General features: G+C 37.8%; 16 protein-coding genes. 6 read left to right on the top strand and 10 right to left on the bottom strand.

All coding sequences use genetic code 11. From position 1 onward, the window contains the following. Window positions 1–4 precede the first annotated feature (4 nt). From essA to BN985_RS04415, 3 genes are all read right to left on the bottom strand, one after another. Window positions 5–496, bottom strand: a complete 492-nt coding sequence (essA, locus tag BN985_RS04425) for a type VII secretion protein EssA (protein ID WP_042221343.1) — start codon at window positions 494–496, stop codon at window positions 5–7. Beyond that, window positions 486–4,049: a type VII secretion protein EsaA gene (gene esaA / locus BN985_RS04420; protein WP_042221342.1), complete on the bottom strand. Its 3,564-nt coding sequence runs from the start codon at window positions 4,047–4,049 to the stop codon at window positions 486–488. Before esaA ends, essA begins: the two co-directional genes overlap by 11 nt. A 188-nt stretch (window positions 4,050–4,237) precedes the next feature. Then, window positions 4,238–4,534, bottom strand: coding sequence for a WXG100 family type VII secretion target (locus tag BN985_RS04415; RefSeq protein WP_042221341.1), 297 nt, complete (start codon window positions 4,532–4,534; stop codon window positions 4,238–4,240). Between the two features lie 991 nt (window positions 4,535–5,525). On the opposite strand from BN985_RS04415, the gene BN985_RS04410 reads away from it, so the two are divergent. Further along, complete coding sequence (locus tag BN985_RS04410; RefSeq protein ID WP_042221340.1) at window positions 5,526–6,875, top strand: YjiH family protein; 1,350 nt, start codon at window positions 5,526–5,528, stop codon at window positions 6,873–6,875. Between the two features lie 137 nt (window positions 6,876–7,012). Here the strand turns inward: BN985_RS04410 and BN985_RS04405 are convergent, their stop codons facing one another. Together BN985_RS04405 and ku are read right to left on the bottom strand one after the other, a co-directional pair. Continuing rightward, a complete protein-coding gene (locus BN985_RS04405; RefSeq protein ID WP_042221339.1) occupies window positions 7,013–8,011 on the bottom strand; it encodes an acyltransferase family protein in 999 nt (332 codons plus the stop codon). Between the two features lie 428 nt (window positions 8,012–8,439). Then, window positions 8,440–9,294 carry a non-homologous end joining protein Ku gene (gene ku / locus BN985_RS04400; RefSeq protein ID WP_042221338.1) on the bottom strand — a complete coding sequence of 285 codons (855 nt, stop codon included), beginning with the start codon at window positions 9,292–9,294 and terminating at the stop codon, window positions 8,440–8,442. Between the two features lie 124 nt (window positions 9,295–9,418). On the opposite strand from ku, the gene BN985_RS04395 reads away from it, so the two are divergent. After that, complete coding sequence (locus BN985_RS04395) at window positions 9,419–11,218, top strand: DNA ligase D (RefSeq protein WP_042221337.1); 1,800 nt, start codon at window positions 9,419–9,421, stop codon at window positions 11,216–11,218. Between the two features lie 97 nt (window positions 11,219–11,315). Here BN985_RS04395 and BN985_RS04390 read toward each other — a convergent pair whose 3' ends face one another. The 3 genes from BN985_RS04390 to chrA form a co-directional block, all read right to left on the bottom strand. Then, the gene (locus BN985_RS04390) at window positions 11,316–12,710 is read right to left on the bottom strand and encodes an L-cystine transporter (RefSeq protein WP_042221336.1); all 1,395 of its coding nucleotides are present in this window, start codon (window positions 12,708–12,710) and stop codon (window positions 11,316–11,318) included. A 335-nt stretch (window positions 12,711–13,045) separates the two neighbouring features. After that, on the bottom strand, window positions 13,046–13,486 hold the full coding sequence (locus tag BN985_RS04385; RefSeq protein WP_042221335.1) for an OsmC family protein: 441 nt from the start codon (window positions 13,484–13,486) through the stop codon (window positions 13,046–13,048). Between the two features lie 56 nt (window positions 13,487–13,542). Further along, entirely contained in the window at window positions 13,543–14,721 is a 1,179-nt protein-coding gene (chrA, locus tag BN985_RS04380) for a chromate efflux transporter (RefSeq protein ID WP_042221334.1), read from the bottom strand. 176 nt (window positions 14,722–14,897) lie between these two features. On the opposite strand from chrA, the gene BN985_RS04375 reads away from it, so the two are divergent. Beyond that, the gene (locus BN985_RS04375) at window positions 14,898–15,584 is read left to right on the top strand and encodes a DUF2294 domain-containing protein (RefSeq protein WP_042221333.1); all 687 of its coding nucleotides are present in this window, start codon (window positions 14,898–14,900) and stop codon (window positions 15,582–15,584) included. Window positions 15,585–15,756: 172 nt separating this feature from the next. Then, complete coding sequence (locus BN985_RS18935) at window positions 15,757–15,930, top strand: hypothetical protein (RefSeq protein ID WP_156960072.1); 174 nt, start codon at window positions 15,757–15,759, stop codon at window positions 15,928–15,930. Window positions 15,931–16,028: 98 nt separating this feature from the next. Here BN985_RS18935 and BN985_RS04370 read toward each other — a convergent pair whose 3' ends face one another. Further along, window positions 16,029–16,811 (bottom strand): TerC family protein, encoded by a 783-nt coding sequence (locus BN985_RS04370; RefSeq protein ID WP_042221332.1) that lies wholly within the window; start codon window positions 16,809–16,811, stop codon window positions 16,029–16,031. Window positions 16,812–17,219: 408 nt separating this feature from the next. Then, window positions 17,220–18,968, bottom strand: a complete 1,749-nt coding sequence (locus tag BN985_RS04365) for a phospho-sugar mutase (RefSeq protein ID WP_042221331.1) — start codon at window positions 18,966–18,968, stop codon at window positions 17,220–17,222. Between the two features lie 189 nt (window positions 18,969–19,157). On the opposite strand from BN985_RS04365, the gene BN985_RS04360 reads away from it, so the two are divergent. Both BN985_RS04360 and BN985_RS19185 read left to right on the top strand, forming a co-directional pair. Then, window positions 19,158–20,240, top strand: coding sequence for an AI-2E family transporter (locus tag BN985_RS04360; RefSeq protein WP_042221330.1), 1,083 nt, complete (start codon window positions 19,158–19,160; stop codon window positions 20,238–20,240). Window positions 20,241–20,427: 187 nt separating this feature from the next. Continuing rightward, window positions 20,428–20,604, top strand: a complete 177-nt coding sequence (locus BN985_RS19185) for an SE1832 family protein (RefSeq protein ID WP_198029965.1) — start codon at window positions 20,428–20,430, stop codon at window positions 20,602–20,604. Window positions 20,605–20,617 lie beyond the last annotated feature (13 nt).

Genomic DNA, 20,617 nt, shown 5'->3' with positions numbered 1-20,617 from the left:
ACCCCTAGTCAGCCAATCTCTGATACATAATATATACGCCGCCACAAATTAATAAACCAAGCATGGCAAAACCTGCTATCAACAAGGAGGAACTCCCATTACGTTCTTCTTCTTCTGCTGTGTTGGCCGCTACTGGCGCCACATAATCATCTGTAAACAATGTTTGTTTTATATCATCAACCATTGTATTCGCCTCTATTTCTGTGGCGAACAGGTCTTGTTGGAGTTGTGTCATTGACTGTTGTTCTTCTTTTTTCACCTTTGAAATAGCTTCATAGGTTGCTTCTTTAAATAAATCAGGGAACCTTTTTTCTAGTTCTGTTTCCCGATTATTTCTTTCACCTTCTGATTCTTTCTCGATAATTCGATCAATCTTCCAGTTCATTTTTCCTTTACTTTCTTTTTCATTATCTTCTGCTGACACGGATATTGGTGTCAGCAGAAGGAATAAACAATACAAAATTACTAGGATGCAGCAATTTTTCTTAAGCAGCATTCTCATCATCCTCAGTTGTCTCACTAGATCTTTTGGTAATAACGAAAAGATTAGCAACAAGAGCGATTATCGCAATAGCAATCAGACCTAACACAATAAAGCTATAATCAGACGAACCAAGCACCACTCTGTTCAGCAGTCTTTCGACATATTGTAATGGAGAATAATCTCGCCAGGTTGCCACACCAGACAAACTGTTGGTTAATGCATTGGTGAAAAACAAATACATGCTTAGTACACCTAGTAAAATAAACATACCTAGCATTTTCAATTGTCTTAATAAATAGGTTGCTACAAGGACAAGGGTAACCATAATTAAAATCATTAACCCAATCCAAAGTATAAGTTTTCCGCCACCCAAATCGAGTAAGTATGCAGATACGGAGCCTAACACTAGCCCTTCCAATACACCGATAGAAGCAACAATACCTGTAATTAATCCATTTTTTCCGATAATAGATCTTTCTTCTTCAAAATGGTTTTCTGCTATCCGTTTCTGATTGAAAGTAGAAATACCATAGCTGGTAAACAAGGCAACAAGGAAACAAATCAATACAAGGAAATAAGCAGTAAAGTTTTCAGCACTCTCTGTTAGGACTCCTTCATTTTTTGTTTCAACAGGGTTGGCTAAGAATTCATACAAATCTTCATTTTGCCTGTCACCAATTCGGCTGTTTGCCATTACATTGGTAAAGTTCTCCACAAAATCTTGATCACTTACTAATTTATTTGTCATCGTATTAGCGAGAGTCTCTGCTCCTTGAACTAAATCTGTTCCGCTCTGTTGAATGGAATCAGCTTGTTTTTCAATTTGATCAAATGATTGATAAACTGCTTCTGCTTCATTGTTATTATTGGATGCTTGTTCTGCAAGAGCTTGACTTTGGCTCAATACTGGACGAAAGCCTTCACTAAGAGACATGAGCATTGTCTGCTCTGATTCGTTCGTATTCTGAATTTCTGACTGGCTATCAACTAGGCTTATGCTTTGATCTCGCCATTCGGTGATATTCTCTACGGCAGACTGTAGGTTTTCATTTAAGATACGAGCAGTTTCTCTCGTATTTACTACGGTAGCTGCTAATTCCTCTGCTTGCCTCATAGTTTCATTAGTATAATTTTGATAACCTAAAAGTTGATTTTCATAATCTGCTAACGGTTGTCTAATTTCATTCGCCACATCTTGAATGACTTGATTCGCAATATAATCTGTCATCAATTCTCCTATATCTTTATTAAACAGGGCGTGTAATGATTGATTAGAAGCCAACTCAGCTAAGCTTTTGTCATTGCTTACACTTCCACAATTCTTTGAATCTACATTTTTGCATGTTAAATCCAGTCCAAAATATATTTCATATGAAGATTGCAACTGTTGATATGGTGCAATTGTATTTTCCACTGCGTGAATTAAGTTTTCTGTTGCCTCATCAATTACAGGTGTCTTAACAGAATGACGAATATAATGATGATCAATTTCAACTATTTCAATTTCCTTTTGATCTTCATCCTTATCATCTGGGATCTCTTCTTCGTGATTGCTATCTTCTTCTCCGCCATTCGGCTCGTCTCCATCTGCTGGTTCTTCGTCACTTCCCTCACCCGGTGCACCGTCTTCACCCGGACTCTCCTCGTCTTCATTCGACTCAGCATTTTCCTCTTCCGTATCTTCATTTGAATTATCTTGCCCGTTTTCGTTCTCAGTAGTATCGTCTTGGTTATTGTCCTGATCATTTGTATCATTATTTTCATCGTCTGATTCAGTAACAGGTTCTTCCTCGTTATTTGTATCCTCGTTATTCGTAACATTTATGATCCCGAGATCATTTTTGGTTTTATCAGATTTAGATCTTGAAACTAATGGGTCGGGATTTTTTACTTTTGGCTCTTCTTCCACTGCCTCATCTGGATTCGATTGATCAGCATCTGCTTTATCTACTTGATATAACTCCCATTTCCATTGCTTTATATCGTACACATCAAGCGGTTTAGCTAAATACTCATCCTTTAACCGAAGGGTCAAAGTAACCGTAAATTTTCCACTTTGATATGTAGGCAACTCAATGACATCATTTTCTTTGTACCGATAAAATGTCTGCTCTTCTCCACCTTCAAGCTGCAAAGATAATTTGCTAACAGTAAATCCATCTGGAATGTCAGTTACTTTGAATTCTCTAAGTGGCTTTTCCGATTCTGGCAATTGGACTGTTTCAGTTAATGTTACGCCTTGGCGATTTAAGTTTTCTTTTAATGCTTGAATATGTTCCGGTAATATTAGGTCTCGATTTGTCGAATGAACATTCTTCCATTCATCATTGTATTTCTTTGTCACTTTCATTACATTTTGTATTTCCCGAATCATTTCTGGAGAAAGATCACTTCCCTCCAAAGCACCTTCATCTAATGAAGGGAGTTGCGAAATCTGTTTTTCAATTTCATCTAATAACCTATCCTCTTGGATCACTAACAATGCTGTCATTTGGTCATTTCCATCAAACGCGTCACTAATATTGGCAGCTAACTGTTCTCTTACTTTATTATTAACCGTTTCTATATCAAAACTCTCTTGCTCCATCTCGATCTCGCCTAACAGATTAAGAAGGCGATTTTGCAAGCCTCTTGTATGAAAGGCAATATTGTCGATCAAATCTCCCTCATTTTCTTTATTTAAACGAAATTGAGCATTAATAAAATCATTTGAATCTTGAAGGCTTTGAAGCTGGCTATTCATATCTCCACTGTTTAAGCTATTCTGAAAGCTACTTAACTGGTCTGCAAAATCGTTTACGAGGACACTATTACTCTGCTTTGTGTCTGCCACATCCTCAATATTAGATTGGTAATTTTCAAATCCATTCAATTGCTCTACAAGATTTTCTTCATAAGAACCTAATGTATTTTCAAAACCGTTAAAGTATGTTTTCGACATTTCTGTATTATCTTTAACCATGCTGAATTGGTCAGTATAACCTGAAAGAGGAGCATGTACGTTATGGTTATATGTATATGTCAATTTCTCATATTCCTCTACAAATTCTGCCACATCATCTTGGGCATTCTGCAAATTACCAATAACACTAGCAAAATAGACATCTATTATCCTGCGGTTAAAATCATTTAAAATATTACTAGCTGTTTCCTCTGCATTTGCCCGAATCAGTTCACTGTCAGAGGCATTTATTTTATAATTTAGCACGACGTGTTCTGGTGACTCTGAATCAATGGATAATGCTTTTTCAGAGAAATCTTGTGGAATTACAATCATCATGTCATAGGTGTTACGTTCTAATCCACTTTCTGCAACCCCTCGACTAACAACATACCAATCATGGTTATTTTGATTAATACTTTTAACAAAAGTATCGCCAAAATCTAACCCCACTCCATCAAAAGTTGTGCCGTTATCTTCATTAACTAGGGCAATAGACATTCTTTCCTCTTTAGTATCTTCTTCCTGTGTAGTATTTCGGTCTAATGAGATAAAGGACAAACCGAATACTAATGTTAAAATGAGTAACAAAAAAAAGGACAGCTGAAGGATACTTTTTTTCATGTTTTACATCTCCTACCTTATATCGAAATTACAGGGTATATATTCAAAACGTTTATATTAAAAAGGTAATAATTGCTTAAGGGATTGTTAGAAAAATGCGCAGAAAAAGTCCGAGCTACACATTGGCTTTCACGTGTAGCTCATAACTTCTATACCTATACTCTAAATGTATCAGGTTACCTGAAGATTTATCTTAGACCGAAGTTTTGAGAAAGCGCAACATCTTGATCTTGAACTGCCTGAGCAGTCTTCTTCAATTGTGTCTGGATCTCTAATAAAAGCTGTGAGAAGTCCTGCACTTTATGAGAAAGCTCAATAAATTGATCATCAAAGCGTTCAAAGGCGCGACCTTCCCATTCGCCTCTTAATTGATCCTGCACGTTACTCAACTTATTTAAAACTTCATTGATCTGATCTGAACCTTGACCATACACCTCTGCACGTGACTTTAGTTCCTCTGGACTCATACGAATTTGTCCTGCCATTATTCTTCATCTCCCTTTTCTAAAGTATGAATAGCTGAAAGTTAGGCACTTTCTAACTACAAGATTAGAAGATATTAACATTTAAATCAACGATATATACTAGGATTAAGTGAAAATAAAACGATATACCTAAAAAATGAAGAAATTAATAAATCCTTCCTACATTTGTTCATATAATGCGTTTTTTGACAAACTTCGACTTTTTACGACATGTTATATCCCTATTTTTTTCCGCTTATTGGAGATTTGTAGGTTAATCGGTTCATAATATCTTAAATTCAAGATAATTTAACTAAACCATTATACCTATATACCCCACGTTTTTTTACTTATAAATTAATTATAGTGGAATATATATTTATCCATGAGGACAAAATCCTCACAGATTTAACCATTAAGAAATAAAGTGTAACTTATATTCTTCCCCACTGAATGTTAGTTGAACGAATCGGGGTGTTAGCATCCTTTTTCCCCCACTAAAAACTAACTGTTTCTCTTCATGTTTTTGAAGTGGGAGTCTTACGTATGGTTGCTCCGGGATAAAAAGGATACAACTGCTTTTAAATAGTAGCTGAACCCTCTTTTCAATATACAATTCATACTGGCTACTATTACTTTTTAATTACTATTTTAGGAGATTACTTGTTATCAGCTAATGCCTTCTTCTGAAACAGGTTTTATATATTTAGGAAAAAGGAATAAAGAGGTGAAACAATATTCCTTTAGCTATATCACTATAAATGTAGAAAGGATTGGTATAAAAAAACATTTAAATGCATAAATATTTGGCGTATAATAGCTAAGTAGCTTATAATACGAAAGGGTATTTCTCTGGTAGGATCGCTCCGAAAAGTCTTAAGTCAATACCAGTCAGATTTTGTATAGTCTCTTACTACAACAAAATATAGTAAAGGCTATAACGACTGCATAACTGTAACAGACTACACGAGGAACCCAAGAAGAAATCTAATGTTACCTAGGTGGTATTTATATGAAAAAAAATCAATACAGAATTAGTGATCATATTAAGTTTATAATCCCTTCTTTAATCGGGGTATTTCTATTCATGTTCCCTCTCAACACAGAGGATGGGGTCACCATCCCGATTGCATTGTTGGCAGGAATGGTACAAGACGCTCTTGCTGGCCGTCTTTCTGCTATCATGATGATCATCATCGTGATCACTGCAGTCATGACCTTAATTGCAAAGATTGCCGGAAAAGAGGCTTTACAAAAAACGCCATTTTTTCAACAGCTTTTTTACGTAAGTCTTTTCTGGACAATTACCCGTGTCATTGCAGCGATATTTGCTGTAATGGTTTATTTCGAGCTTGGTCCTGCATTTATACATGGTGCAGACACCGGTAAAATGCTACTTGACGACCTACTTCATGTACTATTTGCCGTGTTCTTATTTGCCGGATTATTCCTCCCCCTTTTAATGAACTTTGGCTTACTTGAACTAGTTGGTACGTTAATGACAAAAATAATGCGTCCATTATTCCGATTACCAGGAAGAGCTTCTATTGACTCTCTCGCTTCTTGGATTGGCGATGGGACGATCGGTATTTTACTAACAAGTAAACAATATGAGGAAGGTAATTACTCGAAAAGAGAAGCAGCTGTAATTGGTACCACATTTTCAATAGTGTCCATCACCTTCTCTCTAGTCATAATCGGTGAGGTAGGACTTCAACATATGTTTGTTCCTTTTTACTTAACGGTCTTATTTGCTGGCTTTATTGCTGCTCTCATTATGCCACGCATCCCGCCACTATCTAGAAAAGCTGATGATTATATCGATTCAAACTCAGATGGAATTAGTGAAGAGATACCAGAAGGCTATAATGTAATCACTTATGGTTATAAAAAGGCAATAGATAGAGGAAAAAAGGAAACGAGCCTATATAGATTTGTAAAAGAAGGCTTGCAAAATATTCTTGACATGTGGATGGGTGTAGCCCCTGTCGTAATGGCATTTGGATTGACCGCCTTAATTATTGCAGAGAACACGCCACTCTTTTCATGGCTCGGTGTACCATTTATCCCATTCCTGGAATGGATGCAGGTACCGTCTGCCACAGCAGCTTCTGAAACAATCTTAATTGGTTTTGCAGATATGTTTTTACCAGCAATATTAGCATCAGGAATTGAGGAAGAAATAACGCGATTTATCATCGCAGCATTATCCGTTACCCAGTTAATTTACATGTCAGAGGTCGGAGGATTGTTATTGGGGTCAAAGGTACCTGTATCGTTCAAGGACCTTGTCATAATATTCTTGCTCCGTACTATTATTACCTTACCGATTATCATTTTAATTGCACATTTAATCTTTTAAACAGCAAAACAGACGGCCACGGATGGCCGTCTGTTTTTATATAAAAAAGGGGGTATCATATAATACGTTTTAATAAAGAATTTGTTTCGTTCATTTGACCAAAATGACTTACACTTTGCTCAAATGAGTCATTTTTCCTATGAAGACGATTCTGTTTTTAATTGACGTTTTAAAATGGTCGCCTTCCCTTCAATCACTGGCTGCCACATCCCGAGAATTGGTCTACTTGATAGTAAAAAGACAAGTCCTAGAGACAATGCTGCCAATCCAAGAAAGTCATATAAACCATTTATCTGAAAGACATCCGCTTGGCGGAAATACTGAATGAAAAACCCGTGTAATAGATATACGTAGAGTGTCCGAGCGCCTAATTTCGTCCAGTTATAATGAGCTTTCGGTATCCATGCCAGTACAGCAATAACCATGATAGCAGCTGTAAAGTAGACTAACAAGCGAGCAAGACCTCCAAATTCCGCCATCCCTAGATCGCCATATGACTTGGAAGCAAGCAACCAGCCTGAGTTAAACTCTGGCATGAAATAGATACTTACAAACACAGCACTCATAATGACAAGAGAAGCAATTTTGACACTTTTACGCTTTACAAGCATGAGTTGTTTCTCAGTAAGAAAATAGCCAATCAAGAAAAATGGGAAGAACACAAAGGTCCTTGATAGACTAAAGGTATGGCCTATCTCGCCAAAGTACCCGATAATTAATCCAATTTGTAAAGCAATTGCGATGCTTAATAGTGCTGGCATTTTTTTAAACCAATATAACAAAAGATGCCAACAGAATAAGCTAAACAAAAACCATAATGCCCAATGTGGGTTAAATAGATCTGTCTGCCACCCTGATTTCCCAATGAAGAAATAATAGCCGGAATACAAGACCTGAAAAATAAGGTATGGTACGAGCAGCTTCTTAACTAAATTTATAATAGAACGAAAATCCCCTGCACCTTTAGCAAAGAAACCAGCCATTAAAATAAAGGCAGGCATGTGAAAGGTGTAGATCCAAGAATATAATGTACTCATTCCTCTTGATCCATCAACAAATGGTTGAATCATGTGACCAAATACTACGAAGAAAATTAACACTACCTTCGCATTATCAAAAAAAGCATTTCTTTCCATCTCTCTCATCCTTTAATAGTTGATTATCTAAGGTTGCATATTCACTTTACCTCTTTTGCGAAAAAAATATATAGGTTGGCCAACGATTTCATATAGATGTTAGGTGTGTGTAAAAAACTTGCAAAAAAGCAGTTGAAATGTAACGTTCTTGGTGCAATTTGCCATATTGAAAGCTCGCTTAGCAAAACACACCTTTCACAATTATGAGGATGAGAAATAAGAAAATTAAAAAAGAAAAAATCAGACGCTCAAACGAAGTATTGTATAAAAACTTCGGATAGCCCCCACCTATTTTATTACCGCTACGGAAAACACTACGCTAAAGTGTGATTAAGATATCTTCTTATTTTATTGTCGCATTTTAAAAAGGGCCAGGACGTCATGTCCAAGCCCTTGCTTCATTCACGTATAAGTCGCATGCTTTATGCTTACGTTGCTGTTTTCTTTTTGGTTGTGCTCTTTACTTTTTTAGTCGGTTGCTTTGGTTTCGGTTTATCTTGTTTTGCTCGCTCTAATGATGCTTGGAGTGCGTCCATTAGGTTCGCTGCGCCTTCTTTAGCAGGTTTATCCTTGTCTGTAGCGACCGGGGTCGTGGTTTCTTGATTATTTTTCTTTTGTTCAATAAGCTCTAAAAGGGCAGTTCTGTAATCATCTGTATACTTCTCAGGCTCAAAGGTAGTGGTTAACTGCTCAATAAGCATTTTGGCAGTATCCAACTCCTTTTCAGAAGTAGTTGTTGCTTCTGGAACATTCGGTACATCCGCTACATTTCTAACTTCATCTGGATAGTGAATGGTCTCTGCGACCAACGTATCCTGGTAGACACGAATTACTGCAAGCTGTTCCTTCGAACGAATAATCATTTTTGCAATCCCTATTTTACCGGTTTCTTCTAAAGCATTTCGTAAAAGACTATATGCCTTGGTTCCCCCTTCATTTGGGGAAAGGTAATAACTTTTTTCAAAATAAATAGGATCTATTTCTTCTAACTTTACAAAATCCACGATTTCTACCGCTTTATCTTCTTGCTCTTTTTGCAATGCAGTTATGTCTTCTTCATCAAGAACGACAAATTTATTTTTTGCATATTCATAGGCCTTAACTATTTCCTCTTGCTCAATAGGCTTATCACATATGGGACATACTTTTTCATACTTAATTGGTGATTGGCATTCCTTATGCAGTTGCCGGAGTTTAATATCCTTATTTTCTGTGGCTGCATGCATCTTTACCGGTATATTAACGAGTCCGAAGCTTATGGTTCCTTTCCACATTGTGTGCACACGAATTCCTCCTTTTTCACTAGTTTGCCGGAAGCCTCCTTGTTTTATGCCAGCTGTATGTTTTTTTAGCTTAAAACAAAACCTATGACAAAAGCTTACATAATTTAAGGTGGTGTTGAGGACCATGGCTGTAATGAAGCCAATAGCAAGCTCAGAAATACCAAAAGGTGAAGATTGGCTATATGAAGTAAAATATGATGGTTTTCGTTGTGTCTTACATTGGGACACAGGCAAGATTCGACTTACTAGTAAAAACGGGAAAACCTTGACGGAAAACTTTCCTGAGATTGTAGAATTCTGTTTAGAGCATGCGTCAGCAGTTGCCAAATTTCTCCCTCTTACTTTAGACGGAGAACTTGCTGTTTTAAATACAGCTTACCAAGCAAACTTTGCACTACTGCAACAAAGGGGACGACTAAAAGATCCGTCAAGGATACGTCAAGCTGCTGAGCGACGTCCTGCCAGCTTTCTTGCATTTGATGTAATCGGCCTACAAGGGATTTCGACAGAAAAGGAGCCTTTATCCAAACGTAAAGAAATACTTCAATCGGTTTTTATGCAGCTGGGCGATAGAAAGATCCTCTCCATTGTGCCTGCACACTCTGATTATAAGCAGCTATGGTCTATTCTTTTTGCACATAAAGGGGAAGGAATTATTGCTAAAAGAAAAAATAGCTTCTACCAATCCGGGAACACCCATCGCGATTGGTATAAGATTAAAAATTGGCGTAAGCTTCATGGTTTCCTAACCGCCTATGACTCACAAAACAATTACTTTTCTTGCAGTATTTATGATCAAGACAAAGTCTCGGAGATCGGAAAATGTGCACACGGCTTATCTGAAACAGATTTTCACACATTAAAAGAACTATTTCTTACAAAAGGAGAAAAAAAGGGAGGTCAATTCCATCTTCCACCTGCGATTTGTGCACAGATTAACAGTTTAGATTTATACAAAAATGAACTTCGTGAACCAGCTTTCTCCTCCCTTCTCCCACATGAACAACCTTCTAGTATGACAAGGAGACGGCTGGAACTGGATATGGCGATGCTGCCTGAGACTATCGATCTTACAAATACAGAAAAAACATTTTGGCCAAAACCTGGTTATACAAAAGGGGATTTGCTTACTTATATAAGAGAAATCTCCCCTTACATGCTCCCATTTTTAAAGGAACGAGCTCTAACAATCATTCGGTCCCCTGATGGTGTAGAAGAGGATTTCTTTTACCAAAAACACCTTCCAGAATACGCACCTGATTTTATAGAGAGAATACCCGCTGGCGATAATGAATTTCTTTTATCTTGCGAAGATCTTGATTCACTCATGTGGTATGCCAATCATGGCACGATAGAGTACCATATCCCTTTTCAAAAGCGTGGTGCAGAATATCCTGATGAAATTGTGTTTGATTTGGATCCACCAGATCGAAATAGTTTTCCGCTTGCCATTGAAGCAGCTAGCTTACTAAAAGAATTACTTGATCAGTTAAGCTTAATATCGTTTGTTAAAACGTCTGGAAACAAGGGGATTCAGATTTACATTCCGCTTCCTGAGAAAAGTATGTCTTATGAACAGACTGCCCTTTTTACTCAAGCAATGGCCTGGACGATTGAAAAGGCCCAACCTAAAAGCTTTACTACCGAGAGAATGAAGAAAAATCGTGGGGGTCGTCTATACATTGATTATGTTCAGCATGGAAAAGATAAAACAATTATTGCACCATACTCTACCCGCAAAACAGCGGAGGCGACCGTCGCCACCCCCCTCTTCTGGAATGAGATCAAAGATGGGCTATCACCTGAGCAATTTACGATAACCAATGTTCCGGACCGAGTAAAAGAGCTTGGTTGCCCTTTTTCCGATTATCAACTTGCCAAGCAAAGACAACAAATTGAACCCATTCTTACATTGATAACATAAAAATAATTAAAGCCGAAAGACCATTCGAGTAATACTACGAATGATCTTTCGGCTTTCACTTCACCTATTTATTTAATAGTAATTAAATGTTGTAATTTTACAATGATGTGTTTTCTTCAATTGCTGTTTTATCATTGTACGTTTTAAGATTTAAGGTTTTCATGATTCGTGAAGTAATTGTTCCAGAAACCATTGCACCGTTAACGTTAAGCGCTGTACGGCCCATATCAATCAAGGCCTCGACAGAAATTAACAAACCAGCAAGTGCTACAGGCATATTCATGGACGATAGTACAATTAAAGCAGCAAATGTTGCTCCACCACCGACTCCAGCGATACCAAATGAACTAATACCTATAATTAACACAAGTTGCAGGATGAACATCGGATCTAGTGGATCGATTCCCACAGTCGGCGCAATCATAACAGCAAGCATGGCAGGGTATACACCAGCACAACCATTTTGCCCCATTGTTGCCCCGAAGGATGCCGACATGTTTGCTACCCCTTCATTTACACCAAGCGAGTTTCTTTGGGCCTGAATATTTAATGGAATCGTACCAGCACTTGAACGGGAAGTGAAGGCAAACCCTAATACAGGTATTACTTTTCGTAAATAAACCATAGGATTTAATCCAAATACACCAACAAGTACGAGGTGAATGATGAACATGACAGCTAATGCGACATATGAAGCTATAACAAATTTACCTAACTCTACTATGCCTGCAAAGTCTGTACTTGCCACCGTATTTGCCATTAATGCAAGAATACCAAATGGCGTAAGACGTAAAATCAATGTAACGATACGCATCACGACTGCGTAGAACGAATTAACAATTTTCGTAAATGTTTCAGCTTGCTCCGGATTCTTTCTTCTTACACCGAGCACCGCAATTCCTACAAGAAGCGAGAAGATTACCACAGCAATAACGGAAGTGGAACGTTCCCCTGTCATATCAAGGAAGATATTTGATGGGATAAAGTTAAGAATTTTATCTGGAGTTGACTGGGCCTCTACATCACCAAGTCTATCTTCAAGCATAGAACCACGTTCGCTCTCTGCCTGACCTGCTTCAATTTGTTCAGCACTAAGATCAAAAACTGTCGCTGTTAAAATTCCGACCAATGCTGCAACCATGGTTAAAGAAATTAAAGTCCCGATAATCCAAGCAGACATCTTACCAAGCTCTGCTGTTTTTTCCAGATTAATAATGGACTGAATGATGGAAACCATAACGAGTGGAACAACGATCATCATTAGTAATCGTACATATCCACTACCTACAATGCTGTACCAATTCGTTGTTTCGGTAAGTACCTCCGATCCAGCACCATAAATTAATTGCAACACCGTACCTAGCACTATTCCTAATCCCAAACCAGTAAATACACGCTTTGTAAAAGAAAAATGCTTTTTTTGCATCCAAATAAGTAAACCGATGATTGCTAATAACACGACAATGTTTAATACAATATATAAAACATCCATTTTATTGCCTCCTTTTTCTCCTTTTTTAGTGTCTACATTCTAGCCTGGTTTATCCCACACCAAAATAAGTCCATATATTTGGGTGACCACCTAACCTAGTCTATGCAACGACACTTTCTATCGTACGTTATATTATATATAATTCCGATAAAATTAGTATGCTTTAATAAGATACAATGCATCAATACAAAGTGTCAAGAAATTAATTTCACTGATAAAACGCATAAAGGGAGAGTGAGAAAAATATTGAACAAATAGTATTTTAATCAAGCAAAAACCGTACGAACAGTCGAATATTACGAGGTATTCGAAATCGTACGGTTTATATTTCATTTCTAACCTAACCTTGGTTCTACCTCTACGACTACATTCCCTTTTATTGCACGGGAGATCATACAGCTTTCTTCTGCTTTATTAACCAGCTTTTTAAGCTTAACGTGCTCTCTTTCTGTTGCATTCGTATTCAAACATACGGTTGGTTTATGTACAATTTTCTTATACGTTATCACACCATCCGTAACATCGACATGCCCAACAGACTCAAGCTCCATGTGTTCTAATGGAAGATGCGAGCGTTCTATCATGGCGGCGAGCGTTATAATATAGCAGGTAGACGCTGCACCTAATAGCATCTCATCAGGGTTGGTTCCAATTCCTGGGCCATCCATTTCCTTAGGTATTGAAATTTTTGTTTTTAGATTACCCGCTTCTATAAACCCTTCACTATTTCTTCCACCAGGCCAATCGGCTTTCAAGTTAAAAAGATGTGTTGCCATGTAATCACCTCATTCCCATACTACCAAATTAACATGTCGTAAATGCAATAATATGCTTATAGGATACCAAGTAACAACTCGCCACCTAGTACACCAATTAGTACAATTGCCCATGCAGGGACCTTCCAAAAATGAAGCATAGAAAATAAAATGATTGCTAAGGCAAAATGATTTCCACTTAAAATGGCACTTGTAAATACTGGGTCATATAAAGCTGCAAGTAATATTCCCACAACACTAGCATTTACACCGACTAATATTCCTTGAAACGCTTTTCTCCCTCTAAGCTCACTTAAAAATGGCAAAGCCCCGATAATAAGTAAAAAGGAGGGCAGAAATATGGCTACGGTCGCTATTGTTGCACCTAGAACTCCTTCCATCATCGCACCAATGTATGAAGAAAAAGTAAATAAAGGACCCGGAACCGCTTGAGCCATTCCATACCCTGCAAGAAATTCACTACTTGATAGAAATCCAGGTGGAACAATTTCTTGTTCTAATAGTGGTAATACGACATGTCCACCACCAAACACTAAGGACCCAACTCGGAAAAATGTATCAGCAATTTGGATATAGGTGTTTGATACAGTTTGAGCCAAGATTGGTAAGGAAACAAGTAGAAAACTCAGGAGTCCAAGGGATAGGATACCCTGTCTCTTCGTTATAGAGATAGAAAATGTAGAAAGTGAAGATTCCTGTCCTTTCCTAAACCATACATATCCAATGAATGCAGCGGCTAAAATGATACCTATTTGCACCCAAGCTGACGGAAAAAGTAGCATTATTAAAGACGCGCCTAGAGCGATAGCAATTCTTGGTCGATCTGGGGCCAGTTTTTTTCCTAAACCAATAACCGCATGGGCTACTACTGCTACTGCCACAACTTTCAGACTGGCAATCCACGTCATGTCACCTAGTTGGAAATTTTGGTAAAACATCGCAAATAAAACGAGAATGACAACAGATGGAAGGGTAAAACCTAGCCAGGAGATAATTCCACCAAGTAAGCCACCACGCATCATTCCAATTGCAATTCCTACTTGACTACTGGCAGGTCCAGGAAGAAACTGACATAACGCAATAATGTCCGCATATAGCTTTTCATTTAACCATTTACGCCTATCTATATACTCTGCTTTAAAATAAGCCAAATGCGCCACTGGACCACCAAAGGATGTTAATCCAAGTTTTAAAGAGGACCTCATTATTTCCCCGTATCGATTTTTCTTTAGCATACATACCTCCTGCAAAAATAGTTAGAATAAAAATAACATACTTTATTAGACAGATGAATAAAATTTACATTTTCTTTACACTACAGGTTTGTTGGCACTATAGAGTGGGTAATGTTATACTAAAAAATAGGGAAAGCAATATGATGTGTCTTCCTCTAAAAAGAAGGATGGAACGAATGGAAAAAACGTTAGAAACCACTTTAGCCAGCACAGCTGGCAAACTACTTCGTGATAACTTTGGGAAGGGACCTGGCTCGATATACGTTAGCATCGGCAACCCCTTTATTACGATGTATTTAAGAGATTTTTTAGCACCAATGGAAAAGGTTTTATTAGATCAAGGCAACCCATTACGTGTACAAGAAACACGTGATGCATTAATGAAAAAACTTATTCCAGAGATTCAAAACATTATTGTTTCGGAAACAAATGAACAAGTTAAAGGCATTTATTATGACTGGTGCTTAGATAAAAAGACTGGCGTTATCTTCGCAGAATTTGTTTCTAATGATTATGAACGTAATATACTTGAAGACTATCCAGAAAAGGATGACATACACGAAGAAATTAACAGATTTACAGAACAAGCACAGAAAACACCAGGCTTTATCCACTCTTATAAATTAAATACAAGAACAATTGTATCGAAACGTGATAAAATTTTCGTGGAAATTGAACAGGAGTTAATACGTTCTGGTTTCAATGAACAGCTTCGCTTAGCTAAAAGGAAGCTAGAAAAAAGCCTAATTAACAAACCATACTTGGAAGATGTGCTTGGTTTAACAATAGATGACATATTTGTCGATTGGGATTTTTCAGATGACGCAGGATACGTCATATTAATATTAAATCCAACTAAATAATGGTGGGAATGTCTGGACAATAGTGCCAAGAGATAAGCCGAAAAGGAATCTTTCTTCCTTCTCGGCTTTTTTATTTTCATTTAGATAGCAGTGATATACAGAAAAATATTCATCGGCGTCTGACTGAAAGTGCTTACGTGTTTTAGGAAGGACTAATCAGGAGGGATACAAAATGTTCAAAGTGATGGTAATTGGAAGAAACCGAATTCGTGCATACCTCGCAGAGAACGACAAAATCATAACATTCTCAAGTTATAAGACTGCCGAGAGTTATATGGAGAGTATATTACAAGCAAATATTTTACCAGAGAACTATTTCTTACAGATAGAGAAAATAAGTAGTTAGACGATCTAAAGTACAGACCAGAGTCCAGAGAATTAAAAAGAAGTACCAGTCTCAAAAAAGAGCAATCATCCCATTATAGAGGATGATTGCTCGTGCCACTAGCTATTTGTATTGTCCTTTACTCTTTTAACGGTTCGTCCAGAAACGAACCATCCAATAACCGCTATACCTACCAATACTATATAGAAAATTGCTTTCCAAAGGGTTGAATGAGGGAAATCATGTGGAATCCACGCAATATCTTCATGTGCAAGCACGATAAGTGCCAACTTTACTCCAACCCATCCAACAATAATGAATGCTGCAATTTCCAAGCCAGGACGCTTGTTGAGTAAATCCACAAAAATATTAGCGGCAAAACGCATGATGATGAGCCCAATCATCCCACCAGCAAATATCACAAAGAATTGGCCAGTGTCCAGACTCCCAATCGTTCCCAAGCCTGTCGGTGGAAGTGCTACAGCTAACGCAACTGCTGCCAGAATGGAATCCACAGCGAACGCCAAGTCAGCAAATTCTACTTTAAGAACCGTCATCCAGAACCCGCTGCCTTTTGCCTTTTCTGAATCTTCCTTTTCCTGAACCTCTCGCACTGGCTTCAGCTTGTCATAAAGATGTTTCGCTGACATAAACAATAGGTATAATGCACCTAGTGCTTGTACCTGCCAAACATCAACCAAAAATGAAATAACGAATAGTGAGCCAAACCGAAGAATAAACGCTCCAGCTAACCCATAAAATAATGCTTTTTTCCTTTGCTTTTCCGGAAGATGCTTAACCATAATTGCAAGCACCAATGCGTTATCGGCAGCTAATAACCCTTCAAGTCCAATCAAAACTACGAGTACCCATAAATATTCTAATAATAAATCTACCGGCATGCTTTTTCTCTCCTTTTTTTTATGATCCTTCTAACAGATAAGACCATAAAAAGACCTTTACCTGTTAGTGGTAAAGGTCTCGCAAACAACGTCCCGTTGCCAAAATAAGCCGGAGAATATTTCTCGTAATGACGACTTAAATTGTACAGCTACTCCCCTTTAGGAATATTACTTACTTTTATTAAAACGTTTTAAAACTAAAAAGTCAATATTAAGTGACCCTACCGTATCTAATTATGAAACTATATTAAGCAAGGCCTATCACCTGGCAGCCAACACTTAAAGGCTCTTCTACGATTTTAAGCGTTACATCTAACGACCACTTTAAGTTTTTAGTAATGGCAATAAAGGTATAAACCAGAGCTAGATATATAATAATGTGCCCTATTAGGCGCCCTCTATTCCATTTTACTCCGTATTTCCATCTAGAATGGCCTTTATTTTGTTGTCCATTGTTTCTTTTAATGCTGCTAATTTAGTTTCACTTTTTTCTTTACTGTCTGTACAAACACCATAATAACACTTAATTTTGGGCTCTGTCCCTGAAGGTCTTAGTGTTACCCAGCTATCGTTAGGAAGGATGAATTTAAGCATATTCTCTCTTGGAAGTTCGATTGTTTCTGTCTTCTTTTCACCTTCAAAAATGGTGCGCTCACTTACTAAATAGTCTTCTATCTTTTCAACTTTGAACGACGCAATTTCGTTCATTGAAGTTTTTCTAAAGCTTTCCATTATCGAAGCGATTTGGTCTGTACCTGCTTTTCCTTTCAAGGTCAGGGAAGACATGCCTTCAAGGAAATAACCATGCTGTTCGTAAAGGACATCCAATGCCTCTAACAACGTTTTTCCTTGTTGTTTCCAATAGGAAGCCATTTCACAAGCCATCACAGCTGCCTGCACCGCATCTTTATCCCTGCTTATACTGCTAATTAAATAGCCATAGCTCTCTTCATAACCAAAGATAAAAGTTTCCCCAGTTGCATCAAACTGATGAATCTTTTCTCCAATATATTTAAAGCCAGTCAGCGTATTAATTGTTTTTACACCATACGCATCAGCAACAGCTCTGCCAAGCTCTGAAGTTACTACAGTTTTGAGCATACGTGCACTCTTTAAAACTGTTGGATTACTGTGAGACAAAATGTAATCGAGAAGTAATGCTCCTAGTTGATTACCCGTTAATACTCGGTACTCTCCATCTGCTCCCTTAGCAGCCACACCTAGACGGTCTCCATCCGGGTCTGTCCCAAGTAAAATATCGGCGCCCATTTCCTTACCTTGAGCGATTGCCATCGTAAATGCCTGGTGTTCTTCTGGATTAGGTGAATCCACTGTGGAAAATTCCGGATCAGGAACCGCCTGCTCTTCCACCACCTCTAATTGATTAAAATGTAATTGTTGTAACCCATTGAGAACCAGGTCATTTGCTGCACCATGTAATGGCGTGAAGACGATCTTTAAATCTTTCTCCCTATCCTGTTCCTCTAAGCTTAATTTGGAAATAAGCTTTAATTGCTCCAAATAGGCATTATCCACTTCCTTGCCAATCCAATCTAACAATTCTTCCTGTTCTATGTATTCTTTTTCCAATACGGGAACAAGTAACTCATCCCCTGTCTGTTGGATTTCCTCAATAATTTGTTCAGCTTGTGAAGGTGTGATCTGCCCACCATCTTCATTATATACCTTAAATCCGTTATATTCTGGTGGGTTGTGACTTGCTGTTATCATCACACCACCTACTGTCCCAAGATAACGTACTGCATAAGAAAGTAGTGGTGTTGGTCTTAGTGATTCAAATACATATGTTTTAATCCCATATGCACCAAGCACCTTTGCCGTTTCAACAGCAAATTCCTGAGACATATAACGAGAATCATATGCTACTACAACACCGCGATCCTTTACATTTACAGTATTCTTTAAGAGGTAATTCGCAAGGCCATTTACCGCTTTACGTACTACATATATATTCATCCGATTTGTTCCAGGCCCTAAAACACCACGCATTCCGCCTGTGCCAAAGGTTAATTCTTTATAAAACGCATCCTCCAAGGCTACTGGATCGTCCTGCAATTTGGTTAGCTCCTCCTGCAAAGATGAATCTAGGCTTTGAAAAGAACGCCATTTTTGAAAACTTTTTTCCCAGTTAAACATGCACTTTTCCCCCAACATATGTATAGATGTTCAAATTCTAGCATACTTTTACCGATTATTCTATATCTATAAGCCGTGTGTTTAACCTTTGGAGAATAAGGTTAAACTAATACTTATATACCGCTTCCTATTTCATTTTAAAAACGGTAAACTAAAGCTATATATTAGATTAAGAGAGTAGGGTTAGATTTGGTAAATAAACGTTGGTTTCAGGTTTTGGTATTCTTCATATTAGTATTTCTCCTCATTCTTTTAATTTCCGAAACGAATTTTGTATTTGATCCTGTTATCAAATATTTGGGTGCTGTGGCATTACCTCTAATCGGGGCAGGAATTCTATATTACCTGACAAAACCTTTAATGCATTTGTTTGAACGGTTTCGTATTAATCGAATTGTATCTATCTTTCTAGTATTCATTGTTCTCATTTTACTGGGATATCTCGTGTGGATCTACATAGCTCCCATAGCGCAAAACCAGTTTAAGAACTTGATAGACAATATTCCAAAAATGGTAAATTGGGCACAAGACCTGATCACATATTGGCAATCCAACCAAACGATGATTCCTGAACAAGTGGATACAGCCATTAGCAATTTTACCGATAATCTTCAATCCCATATTGAAAATGTGTTAAATTATTTGTTTGGTTTTATCGGACAATTAATTTCGGTTATTGCAGCACTCGTATTGGTACCATTCTTCCTGTTCTTTATGCTAAAAGATGGGGATCGACTCGTACCATTCGTTACACAAATTTTTTCGAGGGAAAAAGCGAAGAATCTTCGTAGCCTGCTTGGTAAAATTGATGATACCTTGACCGCTTTTATCCAAGGTCAGCTGATAGTCAGCTTTGCTGTTGGTGTTCTATTATTTATCGGCTATCTCATTATTAGATTAGACTATTCCTTGACGCTTGCTTTATTCGCTATGGTGATGAACGTGATTCCGTTTATTGGTCCATTTATAGCAGTAGTGCCTGCCCTCATCGTTGGTGCTTTCCAGGATCCTTTTATGGTTGTTTGGGTTTCGATCGTGATGCTAGTAGTACAGCAATTTGAGAGTAACTTTATTTCTCCAAACGTTATGGGCCGTGCACTTGATTTGCATCCATTAACAGTTATTACGGTTATTCTTGCTGCAGGTAGTATTGCTGGATTTGTAGGCATTTTGTTCGCGGTACCTTTCTACGCGGTAATTAAAACGATCATCGTGCATTTCTACAAGACTTATCAACGCTCTAAGGATACAAAAGAAGACTCACTTATATAGAGTGAAACTTTAATCAGTGGGCGTTTTCATTCTCCCCCCATTGATTGTTAGTTGGTTGAACGAATCAGGGCACCGATAAAATTGACATTGCCTGTTTATCCAATCAAGAAAAACGTCTTCCTTCATTAGATTTCACCTTGTTATTTAGAGGGGAAATCAGCTACACTTGTATTAGAGGTGATTCGGAATGGGCAAACAAGCTTTAGAAGCTAAATTAGAGGAGTTAAAGTCCGATTACGTACGGATTCAAAGCGATTTGGACAAACTGGAGTATGTCCGTGGGCGTGTCTCATCTGCTGAGGAGCAACTAATCAGATTAGAAAAAGAAATAGCACAGCTTCGCAAGCAATTGGATGAAGCTTAGACAAAAGAAAGAG

It is taken from the genome of Oceanobacillus manasiensis, assembly GCF_000724085.1.
Lineage (GTDB): Bacteria > Bacillota > Bacilli > Bacillales > Amphibacillaceae > Oceanobacillus_B > Oceanobacillus_B manasiensis.
The sequence above is the reverse complement of the archived record's forward strand: the minus strand, read 5'-3'. Positions and strand labels throughout refer to the sequence as shown.